Origin of the sequence: Candidatus Pseudomonas phytovorans, from assembly GCA_029202525.1 — a bacterium.
Lineage (GTDB): Bacteria > Pseudomonadota > Gammaproteobacteria > Pseudomonadales > Pseudomonadaceae > Aquipseudomonas > Aquipseudomonas phytovorans.
Window position 1 is genome coordinate 4323472 of the sequence record CP119325.1, and the last position, 20078, is coordinate 4343549.

A 20078-nucleotide genomic window follows, 5' to 3' on the forward strand; every position below is an offset into this window, starting at 1 on the left:
CCACTTACCTCTACGGGGCCCTTGCGGGCCCTTTTTTTCGACTGGTGTTTCTTGAAGAGCGGCAACGCACCGCATGGCACCGGCTGCGCCGGCGTTCGCGGGTGAACCCGCTCCCACAGATATCGCGTCAGACTCGGGGCCTGCGCATCACCTGGACTGCCCCCAAGAAGTTGGACAAAAAATCCAACCCTTGGGGGACCTATGGGCAAATACACAGAGCAGTTCAAGCTCACAGCCGTCTCAGCCTACCTGGATGGCAATAATGGCTTCCGAAAGGTAGCCCAGCATTTCGATGTTGATTTCAGCCTGCTCCGCCGGTGGGTTTCCAGCCATCAGAGCGAATCCAGCCTTTCTTCACGCTCACATGGGCGGCGTTATGACGACGATTTCAAGCGACAGGTGCTGAGCTACATGCACGAACATCGCCTTTCCATGCGGCAAACCGCAGCACATTTTGGCCTCGGTCAATCATCGCAGATAGGCAGCTGGCAGCGGCAGTACTACAGTGGTGACCCTATAGCCCCTGTCGACCGCCAGAAAAAGCCGATCAAAGTGCCGAAGAAGATCAAACCAGCAAAACCCACAAATACTGACGATTCGCAAAAGCCCCGAGACCAGCTGATGGCGGAGCTCGAATATCTGCGCATGGAGAACGCTGTCTTAAAGGAGCTCAAGGCTTTGCGAGAGGAAAAGGAACGAATGTCGGGGAAAAAGTCCTGATCGTTTCGAGGCTCAAGCCTAGATTCCCTTTGCCTGACCTGCTGCGTCTGGTCGGGCTGGCTCGCAGTACCTTTTACTATCAGGTGCAAGCTCAGCAGAAGCCGGACAAATATGCCGAGCTTAAAGAGCAGATTCAGCAGGTCTATCGCAAAGAGAAAGGGCGTTACGGCTATCGACGCGTTGCACTCGTGATCAGAAAAGGTGGGGTACTGGTCAACAAGAAGGTCATCGAGAGGCTGATGGCTGCCCTGGGTCTGCAGTCACTGGTGCGACCTAAGAAGTATCAGTCGTACCGAGGTGTTGTTGGCAAGATAGCGCCGAATCTGCTGGAGCGAAATTTCGTTGCCCAGCGTCCTAATCAGAAATGGGTGAGTGACGTAACTGAGTTCAAAGTGGCTGAACAGAAGCTCTATCTTTCGCCTGTGATGGATTTGTACAACGGAGAAATCATCGCTTACGAGACGGCGAGTCGCCCTCAGTACAGCCTGGTTGGGAACATGCTCGACAAGGCACTCAAAACCTTGGGAGAAAAGCCGAAGCTGGTGCTCCACACCGACCAGGGCTGGCAGTACCAGCAGGGTCAGTATCGCCACCAGCTGCGCAGTCGTGGGGTGAAACAGAGCATGTCTCGTAAAGGCAATTGCCTAGACAATGCAGCTATGGAAAGCTTCTTCGGCACGCTCAAGTCAGAATTTTTCTACCTCAAGCGTTTCGAGAGTATTGATGAATTGAAAGCGGGCCTGGATGAGTACATTCACTACTACAACCATGACCGCATCAAGCTAAGGCTCAATGGCCTGAGCCCTGTCGAGTACAGGACCCAGGCGGCAGCATAGAACTGTCCAACTTTTGGGGGGCAGTCCACACCTGTGGGAGCGGCTTTAGCCGCGAACACCGGCGCAGCCGGTGCCATTCGCCATGTCCGTACGATCAAACAGTGGCCAACACCGCCATGGCCTTTTCCAGCGCCATGCGTGCGCGCTGTTCGCCGCTGATGCCCTGCTCCAGCAACTGCCGTGTAGGAATTTCCAGGCTCAGCGGCACGGTTGGCGACAAGCCGCGCAACAAGCTGACCAGGTCGGCATCGCCGTCACCCGGGAAGCGCCGCTCGTTACGCGCCTGGCGCAAGATTTCGTCCATGTCGGCCGGTACCGGGCCGGCGACGTCGCACAGCTGGGCGTAGCGCATGCGCTGCGGCGCCAGTAGTGCCAAATCGTCCAACGAAGACCCGGAGCGGTTGAAGTGGAAAGCATCCACCAGCACGCAGCCATTGCTGCGGTTGGCGTTGGCCACTACCCGCATGGCCCGGCTCAGGTCGGGTACATCGGTCCAGGGCATGAACTCCAGGTGCGGATAAATGCCGTACCCCGCCGCCAGGTCACACAACGCGGCAAAGCGCTCGGTCATACGCGCCTCATCCGGGTCGTTGCCAGCCACCAGCAGCTCTGTGCCACCTAGCTCGGCACCCACCGCCAGAATCGGCTCGAAATCGGCCACGCAGGTTTCCGGCTTCAGGCGCACTATCTCCAGGTCGAGCACCTTGATACCGGTGTCGCGCAGGCGCGCCTGTGTTTGCCGGCGCAGGTCGGCGTCGGCCACCAGCGGGAAGTGTTGCTCCTGTTCGGTGGCCGGCACCAGGCGCAGGCCAACGTGGCTGTAACCGGCGCGAGCAGCGGCCTCGACCATGTCCGGCGGGGACAGCTCGAGCACCGTCAGGGCGGCGAGGGAGAAAATTCGGTCAGTCATTGTTTGTCACCAAAGGTCAGTCAAGGTCGGCTTAGGCAATCTGCTCGGGGGCACAGGCCCGGCCGCTTTCCGCCGCCTGGCGGATGGCTTCTATAAGCGCCAGCGTGCGGCCACCGTCGGCAGCGTCGATCAGCGGCGCCTGCTCACCCCGGGCAACCCGCACGAAATGCTGCAACTGCAGGGTCAACGCCTCGCCGTCAGGAATGGTTTCTTCGCTCTGCAGCAGCGGCGTGTGCCAGCCCGATCCGGCCTCGGCATAGTGCCAGCGCTTGAGCTGGGGAATGCTCAGCGCCCCCTGAGTGCCGGCCAGCAGGTAGCATGGCTGGCCATCCTGGCGCGGGTACATCGGGCTCTCGCCGGAATCCAGCTCCCAGCTCCACGGCGCGGCCACCGCGTCGGAGCCGGTCAGGCTGCCCAACGCACCATTGGCAAACTGCAGCAGCACCGCCGCACTGTCTTCGTTGGCAAAACCGCGTACATCGTTACGGGTGAACGCCTGCACCTGCACCACCTCGCCACACAGATGGCGCAGCAGGTCGAGGTCGTGGATCAAGTTGGTCAGCAAAAAGCCGGCCCCCGGCTCGCGACGCCATGGGGTTTCGAAGTAGCTGTCAGGTTTTTGCAGTTGCCAGAGTGCGGTGACATTGATCAGCCGGCCCAGCTTGCCGTCGGCAATCACCTGGTGCGCCGTGGCGATCAATGGGTTGTGCCGCCGGTGATGGCCGACCAGCACTGGCACACCCCGGTTTCGCGATGCCTCTACCAAGGCACGGACTTCATCCAGGTGCACGCCCACCGGCTTTTCGACCAACACGGGCACGCCGGCCTCGATGCAATCCAGGGCGGTAGCCACATGCAGGTTGTTCGGGTTGGCAACGATCACGGCCTCGGGGCGCACACGCTCCAGCATCTGCCGGTGGTCGGCAAAACAGGGTACGCCACATTCGGCGGCAAACGCCTCAGCCTGCGGGCCGGGGTCGGCCACCGCGCACAGTTGGGCTTGCGGCACATTGCGCAAGTGCTGGTAGTGCTGACGGCCCATGATGCCGGCGCCGATCAGGGCAATACGAAGGGGTGCGTTCAACAGCCTGTCCTCTTGTCATTGTTGTTTTGTCGATTCTGAAACCAGATTCCAGATTCGACACTCGACAATTTAGAACCAAGTTCAGCTTTTCAGAAGAACCGGCAGAACAGACTGTGCGGTAATCGACCAGTAATGTGCCTTCAGGCAAACAATTCGCTTGCCCGGCTGGCTGCCGACAGCTCTTGCGCCGCCGCCAGCAACAGCGGCGCCAGCTCTGCCAGGCGGCTTTGCGCCATTCGCGCACTGGGCCCGGCGATGCTCAATACGCCGATCACCTCGTCCGTTTGCGGGCGGCGGACCACCGCCGCCAGGGCCGAGGTACCGATGGCCGAGGTTTCCTCGACCCAGGCATAACCCTGCTCGCGGGCGCGGTGCAGGTAGGCCAGCAGCGCGTCGGTGGAACGTGGCGCGTTCGGGCCGAACTGCGCAGGGTCGGCGATGCCCTGGCGCAACACCATCTGCAGCGCCTGTTCATCGTCCAGGCTGGCCAGCCAGGCATGCCCTGAGGCGGTGTAGAACAGCGGCGCGTCGCGGCCCATGTCCGGGTCGTAGCGCAGCCCGGAACGCGCGCCCTGGGACTTGGCGATCCAGGTCTGTCGTGCTCCGTCGATCACGCCAAGGCGCACCAGTTCGCCGCTGTCCTGGGCCAGGCGGTCAAGAATCGGCTGGATGATGTCGGCACCGTTGCTAGACAGGTAACGAAACCCCAGGGCTACCAGTTTGGCCGACAACTGGTAGCGGCTGTTGTCGCGGTTCTGCCGCACGTAGCCCAGGCGCACCAGTTCGGTGAGCATGCGGTGGGCCGCGCTCTTGGGAATGTCCAGGCGCTCGGCCAGGGTTTGCAAGGGCAGCCCCTGGGGTTCGCCGGTAAGGCTTTCTACAAGACTGAAGGCGCGTTCGATCTGACTACCAGCCATGACACAGGTCCCTGAATTTTTTGCGGATTCTAGAAGATGATTCCACATGAGCGGTAGAGGGCGCAGCCAGAGCGCGGCGAAATGTCCGGTTATCGCCCAGTAGTTGCCCTCCCAGGCTGCCATACCCTTGCGAGCCAAAGTACTGCAGTTAAAATGTGGAACCTTGTTCTAATAACAAAACAGGAATGCCGCAATGCCTGCTGCCGCTCTCGATACCGAATACGATGTACTGGTCATAGGCTCTGGCGCCGCCGGGCTGGCTGCGGCCGTGACGGCTGCCTGGCATGGGCAGAAAGTGATCGTGCTGGAGAAGGAACCCGTGTTCGGCGGCGCCACCGCCTGGTCCGGCGGCTGGGCCTGGGTGCCACGCAACCCGTTGGCACAGCGGGCCGGCATTGTCGAAGACATCGAGCAGCCCCGTACCTACCTGCGCAATGAGCTGGGGGCGCATTACAACGCCGAGCGCGTGGATGCCTTCCTTGAGGCCTGTCCGCACATGGTGGCGTTCTTCGAGAAGCACACAGCGCTGCAGTTTGCCGACGGCAACGGTATCCCGGACATGCATGGCGACACACCCGGTGCGGCCCAGGGCGGGCATCAGGTGATCGCCGCGCCGTACGACGCCAGCCTGGTTGGCGCCTTGCTGCCGCGCCTGCGCAAGACAATGCGCGAAACCTCGTTCATGGGCATGCCGATCATGGCCGGCACCGACCTTGCCGCCTTCCTCAACATGACCCGCTCGCCCAAGGCTTTGCTGCATGTGTGCAAACGTTTTGGCCGGCACCTGTATCACCTGGCCCGGCATGGCCGGGCGATGCACCTGGTCAACGGTGTGGCGCTGGTGGCACGGCTGGCCAAGTCGGCACAAGACCTGGGGGTGCACCTGCAGGAATCGGCACCGGCCAAGCGCCTGCTGGTCGAAGATGGCCAGGTACGCGGTGTGCTTGTGGCCACAGCGCAGGGTGATCGGCAGATCCGGGCCAAGGCCGTGGTACTCGCGGCAGGTGGCTTCCCCAACGACAACGCCCGGCGCCGGCAGCTTTTCCCGCGGGATGCCAGCGGCCACGACAACCTGGCCCTGCCACCGCAGGGTTGCTCAGGTGATGGGCTGCGCCTGGGCGAGTCGGCCGGTGGCGTGGTCGCCACCGACCTGAAATCACCCGTGGCCTGGGCGCCGGTTTCGCAGGTGCCGCACCGCGACGGCAGCGTCGGCCACTTCCCGCACATCATCGAACGCGGCAAGCCCGGCATCATTGGCGTGCTGGCCAACGGCAAGCGTTTTGTCAACGAAGCGCATGGCTATTACGACTATGTGTCAGCCATGGTCGCGGCAGTGCCTCCGAGTGAGGAAGTGTGCTCGTGGCTGGTGTGCGACCATCGCTTCTTGCGCCGCTATGGCCTGGGCCATGCCCGCCCGGCACCGCTGCCGGTCGGGCCGCATGTGCGCAACGGTTACCTCAAGCGCGGCGCTACGCTTGAACAACTCGCCCAGGCTTGCGGCATTGACCCGGCCGGGTTACGCGCCACGGTCGATGACTTCAACACCCATGCCCGCAACGGCCAGGACCCGTTGTTCGGCCGAGGCTCCACGCCATTCAACCGCAAGCAGGGCGACCCGCAGCACAAAGGGCCCAACCCGTGTGTAGCGCCCATCGAGCATGGGCCGTTCTATGCGGTGAAGGTGAAGCCTGGCTGCTTTGGCACCTTTGCCGGGCTGCGCACCGATGGCAGTGCCCGCGTGCTGGGTGAAGCCGGGCAGCCGATTGCAGGGCTGTATGCGGCAGGTACCGACATGGCCAGCGTGTTTGGTGGCTGGTACCCGTCGGGGGGCATCAACCTGGGGCCGGCGCTGACCTTTGGTTATGTGGCCGGGCGGCATATTGCCGGGGCGGCGGAGTATGAGTGAGCCGAGCGAACACTGCTGTTTCGCTGCGATCATCATGAATTTCGCGGTGGATGGCACGGGCTTCGCCCGTGTTCGCGGGCAAGCCCGCTCCCACAGGGATCGCGCTGCAGCTACCTGAGGTGTCCAGAAATTGAACACCACGAAAGCAGCCGATTGTTCAGCTTCTGAACAGCCCACTGACTCCAGGCCCGGGATTCAGCACCCGCCGCACCTTGGCATGCCCTCTGCAACAAGCATCCGTGTACACACCAACACAGGATGCTTTGCGTGAATACCTTACTGCCCAACGAACTCTGGAATGAGCGGCTGTTCACCGGTACCTGGGTACCCGGGGAACTGCCCGCTAGCGTGATTACCTCGCCCGGCAATGGCCAGCCACTGGGCACCTTGGCCAATGCCGGCACCAGGCAGGTGGAGCAAAGTGCAGGGGAAGCCGCCACGGCCCAGCGCAGCTGGTATGCCCTGCCCTACGATGATCGTGCCAAGGTTTTGCGCAAGGCCGCCGCCATCGCCGAGCAATACCAGGCTGAGATCGCCGACTGGATCGTCCGCGAAAGCGGCTCCACCCAGGCCAAGGCCGGCTTTGAGACGTCCATCACCATCAAGTCGCTGCACGAAGCCTGTGCCCTGCCCTCGCGCAGTCAGGGCGAGGTACTGCCTTCGACAGCTGGCCGCCTGAGCATCGCCCGGCGCAGGCCGCTGGGCGTGGTCGGGGTGATTTCGCCGTTCAACTTCCCACTTTACCTGGCCATGCGTGCCGTTGCCCCGGCACTGGCCACCGGCAATGCCGTGGTGCTCAAGCCCGACCCGCGCACCGCTGTGTGCGGTGGCCATGTGATTGCCCGCATCTTCGAGCTGGCCGGCTTGCCGGCAGGCGTGCTGCACGTACTGCCGGGCGGCGCAGAGGCCGGTGCAGCCCTGACCGCTTCACCCAGCGTGGCGATGATCCAGTTCACCGGCTCCACCGCCGCCGGCCGCAAGGTGGGAGAGGCCGCTGGCCGCCACTTGAAAAAAGTCTCGCTCGAACTGGGTGGGAAGAATTCGCTGATCATTCTCGACGACGCCGACCTGGACCTGGCCATCGCCAACGCCACCTGGGGGGTGTACCTGCACCAAGGGCAAATCTGCATGTCGACCGGCCGGGTGCTGGTGCAACGGGGCATCTATGACGCCTTCGTCGAACGCCTGGTGGCCAAGGCACGCAGCCTGACCGTGGGCGACCCGGCCAGCGGCCAGGTGCACCTGGGCCCGCTGATCAATGCAGCCCAGCGCGACAACGCTTTGCGCATCGTCGACGCTGCACGCGCTGCCGGGGCAACGTTGGCAACTGGCGGCTCGGCGGATGGGCTGTTCTTCCAGCCGACCGTACTCAGTGACGTACAGCGTGACAACCCGGCATTCCACGAAGAAATTTTCGGCCCCGTGGCCGTGGTAGTGCCGTTCGACAGCGATGAGCAGGCCGTGGTGCTGGCCAACGACACTGACTACGGCCTGAGCGCCGCCATCCTGTCGCGCGATACTGGCCGCGCCTTGCGCCTGGGCGAGCAATTGCGCACCGGGCTGCTGCACATCAACGACCAGACCGTCAACGACGAGGTCATCAACCCCTTCGGCGGCGTCGGCGCATCCGGCAACGGCAGCAGCATCGGCGGCGCCGCCAACTGGGAAGAGTTCACCCAATGGCAGTGGCTGACCCTAAAGGGCGAAGCACCGGCCTACCCCCTGTAACTGCGGAGAACAATAACAATGACAACACCCCTTTTTCGCCCCATTCAAGCTGCCGTAACCCGTGGCAAAGGTGCCCCGTTCGTGCTGGAGCAGGCACGCATCCGAGCGCCGCAAGGTGACGAAGTACTGGTGCGTATCGTTGCCACCGGCATGTGCCACACCGACATGATCGTGCGTGACCAGTATTACCCGGTGCCGTTGCCAGCGGTGCTGGGGCACGAAGGTTCGGGCATCGTCGAGGCCGTTGGCCCGCTGGTGCAGAACCTGGCCGTGGGCGACCATGTGGTGATGACGTATGGCTACTGCGGCCACTGCCTGGCCTGCGATGCCGGCCAGGCCGCCTACTGCCAGGACTTCTTCGGGCGCAATTTCAGTGGCGCAGGCCCCGACGGCCAGCATGCCCTGCAAGACGTTCAGGGCCAGGCCCTGAATGACCACTTCTTCGCCCAGTCGTCTTTTGCCACCTACGCACTGGGGCGCGAAAACAACACCGTGCGCGTGCCCAAGGAAGCCCCCATCGAGCTGCTTGGCCCGCTGGGTTGCGGTATCCAGACCGGCGCTGGCGCGGTGATCAACTCGCTGAAAGTCACGCCCGGCAGCGCCTTTGCTGCCTTTGGTGGGGGTGCGGTGGGCCTCTCGGCCGTGCTGGCCGCGCAAGTGGCAGGCGCTGCAACCATCATCGCGGTCGACGTGGTGCCTTCGCGCCTGGCATTGGCTTTGGAGCTGGGCGCCACCCACGTGGTCAACAGCCGCGAGGCCGACCCGGTGGCCGCCATCCGCGAAATCACCGGCGGCGGGGTGCAGTTCGCGCTGGAATCCACCGGGCGCCCGGAGGTGCTGCGCCAGGCCGTGGATGCCCTTGGCAGCCGGGGCGCGCTCGGGGTGGTCGGCGCACCGCCGCTGGGCACCACAGCGCAGTTCGACGTCAACGACCTGCTGCTGGGCGGCAAAGTCATACGCGGCATCGTCGAGGGGGACAGCGTGCCGAAAAAGTTCATCCCCGAGTTGGTCAACCTGTACCTGCAGGGCCGCTTCGCCTTCGACAAGCTGGTGCGCTTCTACGACTTCGAGCAGATCAACCAGGCCGCCGAGGACAGCGAAAAAGGCCTGACCCTCAAACCGATCATCCGTATCCAGAAGTAAGCCTCAGGGGGTAGCCGCGCGCTGCCCCCGCCCTATAACAAGAACAAGGGAAACCCTGTCATGACCAAGAACTCCAGCCTTGCCTGGGGCACGCTGGCCTGCGCGCTGGTTTCGGCCAAAGCCCTGGCCGTCGATGTGAATGCCGGCGACTACACCGCGCTGCCGCCGGGCACCAACGTCGCTGCCTGGTACCAGCAATTCAGCCGCGCCGACCGCTTCAACGGCGACGGTGCGCCCGACGCCAAACACAACACCAGCCTGCGGTCCAATATCAGCATCCTGCGGCTTATCCACTTCACCGAAATTGGCGGTATCACGGTAGACCCGCAAATTTTGCTGCCCTTTGGCCATGTCTATGACGTGAAGGTTGCCGGGCAGTCGCTGGGCAGCAACAGCGGCATGGCCGACCCGATCATCGGCGCCACCTTCTGGTTGGTGAACCAGCCAGATGCGGGCGCCAGTGGCCGCTACTTCGGCATTACCCCGCTGTTGTACCTGCCATGGGGGCAGTACGACCGCGACGCCGGTGTGAACCTGGGCGAAAACCGCTGGAAAGGCGACCTGCAGCTGGGCTGGGTAGAACCATTGTGGGGCCGCTGGTCGATGGAGTGGTATGCCGACGCGGTGTTCTATGGCAGCAACGACAAGGCAGGCAGCGGCAGCCAGACCTTGCGCCAGGACACCACCTACCAGTTGCAGACCAACCTGCGCTACGACTTCAACCCGGCCCAGCGCCTGGCACTGGGTTTTTCCGCCAGCGAAGGCGGCAAGCAGCACCTGTCGGGCGACTACACCGGGCAGAAGACCGAAGTGCAGCAAGTGCGCCTGGAGTTCCAGCAGATGGTCGGCAGTAGCGTGCAACTTAGCGGCCAGCTTACCCACGAAACCCGTGTGGTCGGCGGTTTTCAGGAGGACACCGGAGTCAACCTGCGCGCGCTGTTGCTGTTCTGAACCCCGGCAGCCTTGACGCGCTGCTGACAGCGGCGCAACGTGCGCAGTCAGTAGCGTGCCGCCAACCCCCACAAGGTGTACCCATGGATCGCCTACAGCTTCAGTTGCACAGCGCCCGCCAGCAGTTCGCCGAAGGCCTGCCGTTGCCCGCCGGCCTGCTGCCCGAGCCTATCGAACGCTCGTGGGAGCGTTCCAGGGCTGCCGGGCTCAGTCCGTGGCAGCCGCGCCTGGCACGCGGGCAGCTGGATGTGCAGCCGCTGACCAATGCCGACACCCAGCTGGCCGCGTGCGTGCAACCAGAGCTGGAACGCTTGTGGGAGCTGATCGGCGACTCTCACTGGATGCTGTTTTGCGTCAACCCGGACAACCGCATCGTTCAAACGCGCAAGCCGACGGGGATCGACAGCCCGCTGTCGGCCCTGCATGCCGGGCGCCGGGTGAGTGAGGTGGACGTTGGCACCACTGCCCCGGCCTGCACGCTGATGGACGGCATGCCGGCGATCGTTGCCGGCAACCAGCATTATCTGCAGGAGTTTGCCCGGTTTTTCTGCGTCAGCGTGCCGTTGCGCGGGGTGAGTGGCGAGCTGCTCGGGGCACTGGACCTGACCGGCATCGGCACCCGCAATGCCGGTGCCATGCTTGAACGCCTGAAGCATGCGGCACTGGCTACCGAAAACAACTTTTTCCTCGACTTGCCGGACTGCCGCATTCTGGAGCTGCAACACGACCCCAGGCTGCTCGGCTCGCCGCTGCAGGCGCTGCTCGCCGTGCGCGACGACGGTACGCTGTACGCGGCCAACCGCGCCGCCCAGCAGTTACTGGGCGTGCACAGCTACCGCCCTGAAGGGCTGAGCCTTGAAGACGTGTTCGACCGCCCCGGCCAGAGCGGCCTGGGCGGTTCGCCACAGCTGCTGGCCTTGGCCGACGGTTCACGCCTGTACGGCAGGCTGTTGGCACGCCCCCCGGCCAGGCCGCGGCCGCTGCGTGCCAGCCGCACCGCGCTGGGCAGCGACCGACGGGTAAACGCCCGCTTCGATGATGCCTGCAAGGCCGTAGCCGGCGACCTGCCGGTACTGATCGCAGGGCCGACCGGTTCCGGCAAAGAGGTGTTCGCCAAGGCGCTGCATGAACACTGCCGCCCCCATTCGCCCTTCGTCGCAATCAACTGCGCCGCCCTGCCCGAGAGCCTGATCGAAGCCGAACTGTTCGGCTACACCGAGGGCAGCTTCACCGGCGCCCGCAAAGGCGGCGCCATGGGCCTGCTGGAATCGGCCGGGGACGGTATATTACTGCTCGACGAAATCGGCGACATGCCGCTGGCTTTGCAAACCCGCTTGCTGAGGGCGCTGCAGGAGCGGCAGATTACCCGCATTGGCAGCACCACAGCGGTGCCTTTGAAGGCGCACATCATCGCAGCCACCCACAAGGACCTGGGTGCCCTTGTGGCCAGCGGCGGCTTTCGCGAAGACCTGTTCTACCGCCTGGACGGCCTGCGGGTTGCCCTGCCCGCCCTGGAGCAGCGGCTGGACAAGCAACAACTGATCGATGCCTTCTTCGAGCGCCCGGGCTTCCCGCCACTGCAGGCCGAGGCCAGGCGCCGGCTGCAGGCCTACCACTGGCCGGGCAACCTGCGCCAACTGGACAACGTGGCGCGGCTGGTCGGGGTGCTGGCCGCTGGCGAGCCGTGCATCAGTGTGCAGCACCTGCCAGACGACCTGCAGGGCCAGGCAACTGCTGCGCCGCACTCGCTTTGCGACGCGACGCAGGATGTCATCGAGCGCGCCTTGCTGGCCCATGACGGCAATGTCAGTGCCGCCGCCAAAGCGCTGGGCATTTCGCGCACCACCTTGTACAAGCGCCTGGGCTCCCGCTAGCGCCCGACCGGGCCTGTTCGCAGCCGGGTCAAGTACGCCCGCGCTGCTCCAGCATTACCAGCGCGCCGACAATCAGCGCCTGCATGCCCTCAAGCAACTCCACTTCCATTTCCGATTCTTCGCCGGCCGGGTCAGCCTCCAGCAGCGGCTCGCGCCCCGACACCGTGTACACCGTATCGGCCACCGCAAAGCCATGGAACGCCACCGTGGACAGCAACCAGCGCGCCTGTTCCAGGTCCAGGCCGTAGGCCTGGGCGATGTGTGCCTGGTGGTCGTTGATCTTGTCGATCATCGCTTCTGTCGCCGCCAGCCTGCGGATCACATACGGCGTCAGCCCCGGGTGCACCTTGACGAATGCCTGGACCGACGCGGCAAAGCGCATCAGGTAGGCCTGCAACCCCTCAGCACACTCCCCGCCTGCCTTGGGGATCTGCCAACGCTGGAACACCTCCTCGGCCACCACGCACTTGAGTGCTTCGATGTTGGGCACGTGCTTGTACAGCGCCATGTGGCTTACGCCCAATGCAGCGGCCACGCCCACGAACGTGAGGTTGGGCAGACCGATGACGACGCTCACGTCGGCAATCCGTTCACGGGTAATGGTGCGAGGGCGACCGCGTCCGGGTGTGCGTTGTGGTGGTTGCATCGATTCCTCCTGGTTCTGTGAAGACAGTCTTGTAGCTGTCTTGTCGGGTTTTCGCAAATTAGTTTATAGTCATGCAACTAATTCATTTGCAGCTTTCCAGGCCCGCTTCATGTCTGATTCATCAACACCCCTTGACGATACCGCCCCCTCAACAATCAACGCTCGCCGCCCGCTCAGCCGTGTGCTCTCCCCCATTCGCGGGCGGCTGGCCCTTGCGGCAGTGCTGGCCGCTGCCGGTTCGATGCTGGCCTTGGTGCCGCTGGCAGGCATTGCGCACATCGCACACCTGGCCCTGAGCGAAACCGGCACATCTGCCGAAATTGGCCGGGCCATCGCAGCCAGCATCGCCAGCCTGTTCACCGGCATGGCCCTGATCACCGGGGCGGAAATGCTGGCGCACCAGGCCGACAACCACATCACCCATCACCTGCGCGTGGCTATCGGCCAGCGCCTGATGCAAGTGCCGCTCGGCTGGTTCACCGAACGGGCATCAAGCGAGGTGAAGCGCGCCATGCAGGACGACATCGGCACACTGCACAGCCTGACTGCGCACTTTTTCACCGCGCTGGGCCGCACCGTGGGCGCGGTGCTGATTTCCGTGGCCTACCTGTTCGCCATGGACTGGCGCCTTGCAGTGGTCGTGCTGCTGCCCTTCCCGGCGTTTTTCCTGTTTCTGCACCGGGCCATCAAGGCCAGCGCAGCACATATGGGTGATGTGGTGGCAGCCATGGGGCGCATCGACAACGCGGTGGTCGAGTTCGTCAATGGCATGCCGCTGGTCAAAGCATTCGGCGGGCGCGGCAACGCGCAAGACCGCTACCGTGCGGCGGTCGATGCCTTCGCCGACACTTTCACCGGGTTCACCCGCCCACTGGTTGCGGCGATGGCCCGGGCCAATGCCTTGATCGCGCCGGTGACGGTACTGGGCGTGGTGCTGCTGGCAGGCATGCTGTTCGTGGCCTTGGGCTGGATCGAGCCGCTAAAGATACTGCCGTTCGCCTTGGTCACACCTGGGCTGTGCGCGCCGCTGCAGCTGTTGCACTACATCACCCACGACCTCAACAACGCGGTGGGGGCGGCCCAACGGGTGCAGGCGCTGCTGGACACCCCGGTGCTGCCGGCCCCTGCCGCTGGCAGCCTGCCCAACGGCAGCGAAATACGCGTGGAGCAACTGAGCCATGCCTATGCCCCCGGCAACAACGTGCTCAATGACGTCAGCTTCACCTTGGCCCCCGGCACCACCACCGCCATCGTCGGCCCGTCTGGCGCCGGCAAGTCGACCCTGGCGCGTCTGCTGCTGCGGTTCTTCGACCCCGACAGCGGGCGCATCACCCTGGGCGGCGTCGACCTGCGGCACATCGAGAGCCGCGAACTGTACCGAAGCGTAGGTTTCGTGCTGCAGGAGGTGCGGCTGATTCATGCAAGCGTGGCCGACAACATCGCCCTGGGCCGACCAACTGCAACCCGCGAACAAATCGAAGCCGCTGCACGCCTGGCCAACATTCACGCGCGCATCCTGCAACTGCCGCGTGGCTATGACTCGGTAGTGGGCGAAGACGCGCAATTGTCCGGGGGCGAGCAGCAGCGCCTGAGCATTGCCCGCGCCGTGCTGCTCGACCCGCCCGTGCTGGTACTGGACGAGGCCACCGCCGCCGCCGATGCCGAAAGCGAGGCGGCCATCCAGGGTGCCCTGTCGCGTTTCGCCCGAGGTCGCACCCTGCTGGTCATTGCTCACCGGCTGGACACGGTGATGCATGCCGACCAGATCCTGGTGCTCGACCAAGGCGCCCTGTGTGAACAAGGTCGCCACACCGAATTGCTCACCCGCCAGGGCCTGTATGCACGGCTGTGGGCGCAGGGTGGGTATCAGGACACTGTGAAAAAGGCACTGCCAGCATGCTGAAAACCTTCGTTCGACTGCTGGGCGAAAGCGCCCCCGCCTGGCGCCGTTACCTGCTGATGACCGTGCTGTATGGGGTATTCAGTGGCCTGACGATCAGCACCCTGGCGCCGATCATGCTGCACCTGCTGAACAACGAGCTACGCGCTACCTGTGCATGGCTGGCGGTGCTGGCAGCCGGCATGCTGCTGTGCTGGGCCTGGCGACGCCGGGTGGAACAGGCCGGCATAACCTTGGCGGTGGCGGTACTGCAAGGCGGCCGCCAGCACATCGGTGCCCACGTGGCACAACTGCCGCTGGGCTGGTTCACCCCCGACAACACTGCCCGGCTGGGGCATGTGATCACCCAGGGCACGATGGCCGTGGCCCAATTGCCCGCCCATGTACTGACGCCATTGATCAGTGGCTGCATCACACCGCTGGTACTGCTGCTTGCGCTGTTCACCCTGCACCCGCCGCTGGGCCTGATCGCCCTGCTGGCGCTGCCGGCGCTGGCTGCTGTGCTGTTGTTCAGCGCACGCCTTGGGCGCCACGCCGATCAGGCCTTCCAGCAGCACTTTGCCGCCGCCAGCCAGCGCATGGTCGAGTTCGCCCAGGCACAGTCGGTGCTGCGGGCTTTCAATGGGGCGGGCGGTGGCACGCGGTTGCTGGCGCAAAGCCTGGAGCAACAGCGCAACAGCGGCATGGGCCTGATCATTCGCGCTTCGCTATCTGCACTGCTTAACAGCTGGGCCGTGCAGACAACCTTCGCCGCGCTGTTGGTGGCTGCCGGCCTGTGGTTCGGCGATCACGCGGGTGGCCAGGTGCAGGACGCGGTGGCGGTTATCGTGGCACTGGCGCTGGTCTGCCGCTTCATCGACCCGCTGCTGGATGTGGCCAGCCATGTCGAGATCCTGCGCGGGGCGCATGGCCACTTGCAGGAAATCGAGCGGATCCTGGCAGCCAGGCCATTACCCGAACCCGCCTCGCCCCAGCGCCCGGTGGACGGCGCAATCGACCTGCAAGCGGTGAGCATGCGCTACAGCAGCGCCGGACCCGAGGTGTTGAAGAACGTGAACCTGCATATTCCTGCAGGCAGCATGACCGCCATCATCGGCGCCTCGGGCTCGGGCAAGACCTCGCTGATGCGCCTGATTGCAAGGTTTTTCGATACCACCGAAGGCAGCGTGTGCATTGGCGGCGTGGACGTGCGGCAAATGGCCCGTGCCAGCCTGACCGACACGGTCAGCCAGGTCCTGCAGGATACCTGGCTGTTCCAGGGCAGCATCGCCGACAACATCCGTATCGGCAAACCCGAAGCCAGCGACGCCGAGGTGTTGCAGGCGGCGCAAATGGCCGGGCTGGCACACACCGTCGAACGGTTGCCTGGCGGCCTCGATAACCCCGTGGGTGAAGGCGGTGCAAGGCTTTCCGGTGGCGAGCGCCAGCGTGTCACCATTGCCCGTGCGCTGATCAGGCAAGCACCAGTACTGCTGGTGGACGAAGCCACTGCCGCCCTCGATGCCGAGAACCAGGCCGTGATTGCCCAGACGCTGCACAGCCTGCGTGGGCGTTGCACCTTGGTGGTCATCGCACACCAGCTCAGCACCGTGGCAATGGCCGATCATATCGTGGTACTGGAGGCCGGCCAGGTTGTCGAGCAAGGCGCACCGGCAACATTGCGCGCCAATGGCGGGCGCTATGCACGCATGCTCGAACAGCGTCGCGCCGCCAACGGCTGGCGCATCGGGGCATCGATGGCGGAACACGACTGATGCGTGTTGCATGGCCCATTCTGTTCCTGCTGTTGTGTGCGGCCTCACTGGCGGTTGGCGTGCGTGAACTGGCCTGGGCGCAGTTGCTTACCCTGCAAGGCGACGCCTGGCTGACCCTGACCGCAAGCCGCCTGCCACGGTTGGCAGCATTGATACTGGTGGGTGTCGGGCTGGCGGTATGCGGGGTGATCCTGCAGCAGATCGTGCGCAACCGCTTCGTCGAGCCCGCTACCACCGGCGGGCTCGACGCCGCGCGCCTGGGCATTCTGCTGTCGCTGGGCCTGGCACCGGCAGCCGGGGCACTGCTGCGCATGCTGTTTGCACTGGCGGTGTGCTTTGCCGCCAGCCTGCTGTTCGTCGCCATCATCCGCCGCATACGCGCCCGCAACGCAGTGCTGGTGCCGGTCATCGGCCTGATGTACGGCGGCGTGCTGAGTGCGTTGGCCGAGTTTTACGCCTACCGCTTCAACCTGCTGCAGAGCATGCAGGGCTGGTTGCTGGGTGATTTTTCCAAGGTGGTGCAGGGCCGCTACGAAATCCTCTACCTGATCGTACCGATCGTGCTGCTGACCTACCTGTACGCCCAACGTTTCACTGTGCTCGGCATGGGCGAAAGCATGGCCACCAGCCTGGGCCTGAACTACACCGCCAACGTGACGTTGGGCCTGCTGCTGGTAGCGGTGACGGTGTCGGCCAGCGTGATCATTGTCGGCGCCATCCCCTTCGTCGGCCTGGTGGTGCCCAACCTGGTCGCCCTGCGCCACGGCGACAACCTGCGCCGCACCCTGCCGCTGGTGGCCTTGGGTGGTGCGGCCTTGCTGCTGGCCTGCGACCTGCTCGGGCGGCTGCTGATCTACCCGTTCGAAGTGCCCATCGGCCTGACGGCAGGCGGCCTGGGCGGGCTGATATTCCTCGGGCTGATCATCTGGAGGCAGCGATGAAAAGCCGGCAGTGCATGTGGCTGGTCGTGATCGCCCTGGCCACGGCGTTCGTGTTCATCAACGCCGGCGCGGACTTCGCCTACCTCATCCCCAAGCGCCTGGTGCGCCTGGCGGCCATGGTGATCGGTGGCGTGTGCGTGGCCTGCTCCGGCATCGCCTTCCAGACCCTTACCGGCAACCGCATCCTCACCCCGGCGATCATGGGCTACGAGGCCGTGTACCTGTTGTTGCAGGCACTACTGGTGCTGGCCATGGGCGTGCAGGGGCTGGTGGTGCTCGGCAGTGATGGCAACTTCCTGCTCTCGGTGCTGCTGATGCTCGGCTACTCCTGGGCCCTGCACCGCTGGTTGTTTCGCGACGGTAAAAACAACGTGTACTTCCTGCTGCTGGTCGGCCTGGTGCTGACCATGGTCATGGCCACGTTCACCCAGTTCGTCCAGCTGAAAGTCAGCCCAGGTGAGTTCTCGATGCTGCTGGGCTACACCCAGGCTTCGTTCAACCGGGCATCGCCGCAGTTGCTGCTGTATTCAGCCGTGCTGGTGACGGGCTTGTGTGTGCTGCTGGCCAGGGCCGTACCGGTGCTGGACGTACTGGCGCTCGGGCGGGACCAGGCCATTTCGCTGGGTGTGGACTACCGGCGCAACGTGCGCCTGCTGCTGGCGCTGATCGCAGCGCTGGTGGCGGTGTCGACCAGCCTGTTGGGGCCCACGGCATTCATGGGCGTATTCGTCGCCAACATCACCTATGCCATGGCCGGCACCTTCCGCCACCGGGTCACCCTGGCCCTGGGCAGCGCCGTGGCCATTGCCGTGTTCATCGCCGCCCAATTGCTGGTCGAGCATGTCTTCAACTACAGGACCACCGTCGGCATCCTCGTGAACCTGGTGTGTGGCACCTACTTCCTCGCCCTGATGGTGCGAAACCGGGGAGCCGCATGATTACGGTCCACGACCTGCACAAAACCTATGGCAGCAAGGCTGTGTTGAGCGGGGTAAGCGCCAGCTTCCCGCGCCGGCAGCTGACCTCGCTGATCGGCCCCAATGGCGCCGGCAAGACCACCCTGCTGATGATGCTGGCCCGGTTGCTGGCGCCAGGCAGCGGTGACATACGCCTGGACGGGCAAAGCATCGACACCATCGCCATCGGCGACTATGCCCGACGCGTCGCCACACTGCGCCAGTCGGTCGACTTCAACCTGCGCCTGACCGTCGATGAGCTGGTCGCGTTCGGCCGCTTCCCTTACAGCCGTGGTGCGCTCACCGCTGAAGACCGCCGCGCCATCGACCAGGCGATTGCCTTTCTGGCCCTGGAGCCGCTGCGCCACGCCTACGTCGATGAACTCAGCGGCGGCCAACGGCAAATGGCGTTTCTGGCCATGACCATTGCCCAGCAGACCGACTACCTGCTGCTGGACGAGCCGCTGAACAACCTCGACATGCGCCACGCGGTTCAGATCATGCGCGCCCTGCGCCGGCTGTGCGACGAATTCGGCCGCACGGTGATCCTGGTGGTGCACGACATCAACTTCGCCGCCGCCTACTCCGACCACATCGTCGCCATGCAGGGCGGCCGGGTGCATTGCAGCGGCAGCGTCGAGCAGGTGGTCACCGAGCGACAGCTGAACGCGCTGTACGGGCTGGATTTCGAAATCACCCACGGCGCGCGCGGCCGCCTGTGCAACTACTTCAACCCACCCGGAGAACCGCAATGAACCGCAACCACCCTGTCAGCGGCTGGCCATTGGCGCTACTGCTCGGCGCCACCCTGGCGCTGCACGGCTGCAACGAGCCCACGGCAGCCACAGCGGCAACCGTGAGCACCGCGCAGCATGGCGACTACACAGCGGTTACCGTGCAGCACAAGCTGGGCACCACCGTGATCAGTCAACTGCCACAGCGCGCAGTGGCCCTGGACATGAACGAAGTGGATTTTCTCGACCAGCTGGGCGTGCCCGTGGCGGGCATGCCCAAGGACTTCGTGCCAGACTTTCTTGCACGTTACAAGGATGACGGGCAAACGGCAGACGTTGGCTCGATCGTGCAGCCCAACCTTGAGCGGGTGCATGCAGCGCGGCCCGACCTGATCCTGATCACTTCGTTGCAGGCCAATCACTATGGCGAACTGAGCGAAATGGCGCCGACTCTGCACTTCGATGTGGACTATCGCGACAGCGAAACCGGGCATGTCGCCACGGTCAAGCGGCACCTGCTCAGCCTTGGCCAGGTGTTCGGCAAGCAGGACTTGGCCCAGCGCCAGGCTGATGCACTGGAGGCCAAGCTGGCCCAGGCGCGTAGCGTCACCCGCGACCGCCCGGAGCGGGCCCTGGTGGTGCTGCACAACAACGGCGCCTTCAGTGCCTTCGGCGTGCAATCGCGCTACGGCTTCATCTTCAACGACCTGGGCGTCAATCCGGCCACCACCACCCTGGATACCGGCCTGCATGGCCAGCCGATTTCCAGCGAGTTCATTCAGCAGGCCAACCCCGACATCCTCTATGTGGTGGACCGCACCGCCGTGATGGAGCATCGCCCGCTGATGACTGCAGACACCCTGGCTAATCCGCTGCTGCGCCAGACCAACGCCTGGCAGCACGGCCGCGTGGTGTTCGTCGACCCGCAGGCCTGGTACGTCATGGCCGCCAGCCCGACCTCACTGGCCTTGATCGCGGATGACGTGATCAAAGGCTATCGGGACTAAGCACCGCTTTTTTGCAAATGCCTGCTTCTGCGTTAGCGCGTGATTCGCATTTGCCTTACGTCTTCGCTTTT

General features: G+C 64.3%; 16 protein-coding genes. 12 read left to right on the forward strand and 4 right to left on the reverse strand.

Annotated elements, in window-relative coordinates; translation table 11 throughout:
• The first annotated feature begins 201 nt into the window (after positions 1-201).
• Positions 202-1556, forward strand: a protein-coding gene (locus P0Y58_19105; GenBank protein ID WEK29004.1) for an IS3 family transposase whose coding sequence is annotated in 2 segments (ribosomal slippage) — positions 202-694 and positions 694-1556 — 1356 coding nt in all. Because the reading frame shifts where the segments join, the coding sequence is not laid out codon by codon here.
• 94 nt (positions 1557-1650) lie between these two features.
• Here P0Y58_19105 and P0Y58_19110 read toward each other — a convergent pair.
• The 3 genes from P0Y58_19110 to P0Y58_19120 all read right to left on the reverse strand — a co-directional run bounded on the left by P0Y58_19110 (position 1651) and on the right by P0Y58_19120 (position 4467).
• Positions 1651-2466: a sugar phosphate isomerase/epimerase gene (locus P0Y58_19110; GenBank protein WEK29005.1), complete on the reverse strand. Its 816-nt coding sequence runs from the start codon at positions 2464-2466 to the stop codon at positions 1651-1653.
• A gap of 31 nt (positions 2467-2497) precedes the next feature.
• Positions 2498-3550, reverse strand: a complete 1053-nt coding sequence (locus P0Y58_19115; protein WEK29006.1) for a Gfo/Idh/MocA family oxidoreductase — start codon at positions 3548-3550, stop codon at positions 2498-2500.
• Positions 3551-3690: 140 nt separating this feature from the next.
• The gene (locus P0Y58_19120) at positions 3691-4467 is read right to left on the reverse strand and encodes an IclR family transcriptional regulator (protein WEK29007.1); all 777 of its coding nucleotides are present in this window, start codon (positions 4465-4467) and stop codon (positions 3691-3693) included.
• 193 nt (positions 4468-4660) lie between these two features.
• Between P0Y58_19120 and P0Y58_19125 the strand changes: the two genes are divergently transcribed.
• From P0Y58_19125 to P0Y58_19145, 5 genes are all read left to right on the forward strand, one after another.
• Positions 4661-6373 (forward strand): FAD-dependent oxidoreductase, encoded by a 1713-nt coding sequence (locus tag P0Y58_19125; GenBank protein ID WEK29008.1) that lies wholly within the window; start codon positions 4661-4663, stop codon positions 6371-6373.
• A gap of 258 nt (positions 6374-6631) precedes the next feature.
• Positions 6632-8101, forward strand: a complete 1470-nt coding sequence (locus P0Y58_19130) for a benzaldehyde dehydrogenase (GenBank protein ID WEK29009.1) — start codon at positions 6632-6634, stop codon at positions 8099-8101.
• Positions 8102-8119: 18 nt separating this feature from the next.
• The gene (locus P0Y58_19135) at positions 8120-9244 is read left to right on the forward strand and encodes an NAD(P)-dependent alcohol dehydrogenase (protein WEK29010.1); all 1125 of its coding nucleotides are present in this window, start codon (positions 8120-8122) and stop codon (positions 9242-9244) included.
• Positions 9245-9304: 60 nt separating this feature from the next.
• The gene (locus P0Y58_19140) at positions 9305-10195 is read left to right on the forward strand and encodes a transporter (GenBank protein WEK29011.1); all 891 of its coding nucleotides are present in this window, start codon (positions 9305-9307) and stop codon (positions 10193-10195) included.
• A gap of 83 nt (positions 10196-10278) precedes the next feature.
• Positions 10279-12069, forward strand: a complete 1791-nt coding sequence (locus P0Y58_19145) for a sigma 54-interacting transcriptional regulator (protein ID WEK29012.1) — start codon at positions 10279-10281, stop codon at positions 12067-12069.
• A gap of 28 nt (positions 12070-12097) precedes the next feature.
• Here P0Y58_19145 and P0Y58_19150 read toward each other — a convergent pair whose 3' ends face one another.
• Positions 12098-12715 (reverse strand): TetR/AcrR family transcriptional regulator, encoded by a 618-nt coding sequence (locus P0Y58_19150; protein ID WEK29013.1) that lies wholly within the window; start codon positions 12713-12715, stop codon positions 12098-12100.
• A 109-nt stretch (positions 12716-12824) separates the two neighbouring features.
• On the opposite strand from P0Y58_19150, the gene P0Y58_19155 reads away from it, so the two are divergent.
• The 6 genes from P0Y58_19155 to P0Y58_19180 are packed head-to-tail and all read left to right on the forward strand — an operon-like array spanning position 12825 to position 20007.
• Positions 12825-14618: an ABC transporter ATP-binding protein gene (locus P0Y58_19155; GenBank protein ID WEK29014.1), complete on the forward strand. Its 1794-nt coding sequence runs from the start codon at positions 12825-12827 to the stop codon at positions 14616-14618.
• On the forward strand, positions 14612-16369 hold the full coding sequence (locus tag P0Y58_19160) for an ABC transporter ATP-binding protein (protein ID WEK29015.1): 1758 nt from the start codon (positions 14612-14614) through the stop codon (positions 16367-16369). The genes P0Y58_19155 and P0Y58_19160 overlap by 7 nt, the downstream gene beginning before the upstream one ends.
• Positions 16369-17310 carry an iron chelate uptake ABC transporter family permease subunit gene (locus P0Y58_19165; protein WEK29016.1) on the forward strand — a complete coding sequence of 314 codons (942 nt, stop codon included), beginning with the start codon at positions 16369-16371 and terminating at the stop codon, positions 17308-17310. The genes P0Y58_19160 and P0Y58_19165 overlap by 1 nt, the downstream gene beginning before the upstream one ends.
• A complete protein-coding gene (locus P0Y58_19170) occupies positions 17307-18248 on the forward strand; it encodes an iron chelate uptake ABC transporter family permease subunit (GenBank protein ID WEK29017.1) in 942 nt (313 codons plus the stop codon). The genes P0Y58_19165 and P0Y58_19170 overlap by 4 nt, the downstream gene beginning before the upstream one ends.
• A complete protein-coding gene (locus tag P0Y58_19175) occupies positions 18245-19021 on the forward strand; it encodes an ATP-binding cassette domain-containing protein (GenBank protein ID WEK29018.1) in 777 nt (258 codons plus the stop codon). Before P0Y58_19170 ends, P0Y58_19175 begins: the two co-directional genes overlap by 4 nt.
• The gene (locus P0Y58_19180; GenBank protein ID WEK29019.1) at positions 19018-20007 is read left to right on the forward strand and encodes a siderophore ABC transporter substrate-binding protein; all 990 of its coding nucleotides are present in this window, start codon (positions 19018-19020) and stop codon (positions 20005-20007) included. Before P0Y58_19175 ends, P0Y58_19180 begins: the two co-directional genes overlap by 4 nt.
• Positions 20008-20078 lie beyond the last annotated feature (71 nt).

Bases quoted from the DNA above. Each gene is read 5' to 3' on its own strand.
- P0Y58_19175 (WEK29018.1), top strand. From the start codon at position 18,245: ATGATTACGGTCCACGACCTGCACAAAACCTATGGCAGCAAGGCTGTG.
- P0Y58_19140 (WEK29011.1), top strand. From the start codon at position 9,305: ATGACCAAGAACTCCAGCCTTGCCTGGGGCACGCTGGCCTGCGCGCTG.
- P0Y58_19165 (WEK29016.1), top strand. From the start codon at position 16,369: ATGCGTGTTGCATGGCCCATTCTGTTCCTGCTGTTGTGTGCGGCCTCA.
- P0Y58_19110 (WEK29005.1), bottom strand. From the start codon at position 2,466: ATGACTGACCGAATTTTCTCCCTCGCCGCCCTGACGGTGCTCGAGCTG.
- P0Y58_19135 (WEK29010.1), top strand. From the start codon at position 8,120: ATGACAACACCCCTTTTTCGCCCCATTCAAGCTGCCGTAACCCGTGGC.
- P0Y58_19145 (WEK29012.1), top strand. From the start codon at position 10,279: ATGGATCGCCTACAGCTTCAGTTGCACAGCGCCCGCCAGCAGTTCGCC.
- P0Y58_19180 (WEK29019.1), top strand. From the start codon at position 19,018: ATGAACCGCAACCACCCTGTCAGCGGCTGGCCATTGGCGCTACTGCTC.
- P0Y58_19160 (WEK29015.1), top strand. From the start codon at position 14,612: ATGCTGAAAACCTTCGTTCGACTGCTGGGCGAAAGCGCCCCCGCCTGG.
- P0Y58_19125 (WEK29008.1), top strand. From the start codon at position 4,661: ATGCCTGCTGCCGCTCTCGATACCGAATACGATGTACTGGTCATAGGC.
- P0Y58_19120 (WEK29007.1), bottom strand. From the start codon at position 4,467: ATGGCTGGTAGTCAGATCGAACGCGCCTTCAGTCTTGTAGAAAGCCTT.
- P0Y58_19130 (WEK29009.1), top strand. From the start codon at position 6,632: ATGCTTTGCGTGAATACCTTACTGCCCAACGAACTCTGGAATGAGCGG.
- P0Y58_19155 (WEK29014.1), top strand. From the start codon at position 12,825: ATGTCTGATTCATCAACACCCCTTGACGATACCGCCCCCTCAACAATC.
- P0Y58_19170 (WEK29017.1), top strand. From the start codon at position 17,307: ATGAAAAGCCGGCAGTGCATGTGGCTGGTCGTGATCGCCCTGGCCACG.
- P0Y58_19150 (WEK29013.1), bottom strand. From the start codon at position 12,715: ATGCAACCACCACAACGCACACCCGGACGCGGTCGCCCTCGCACCATT.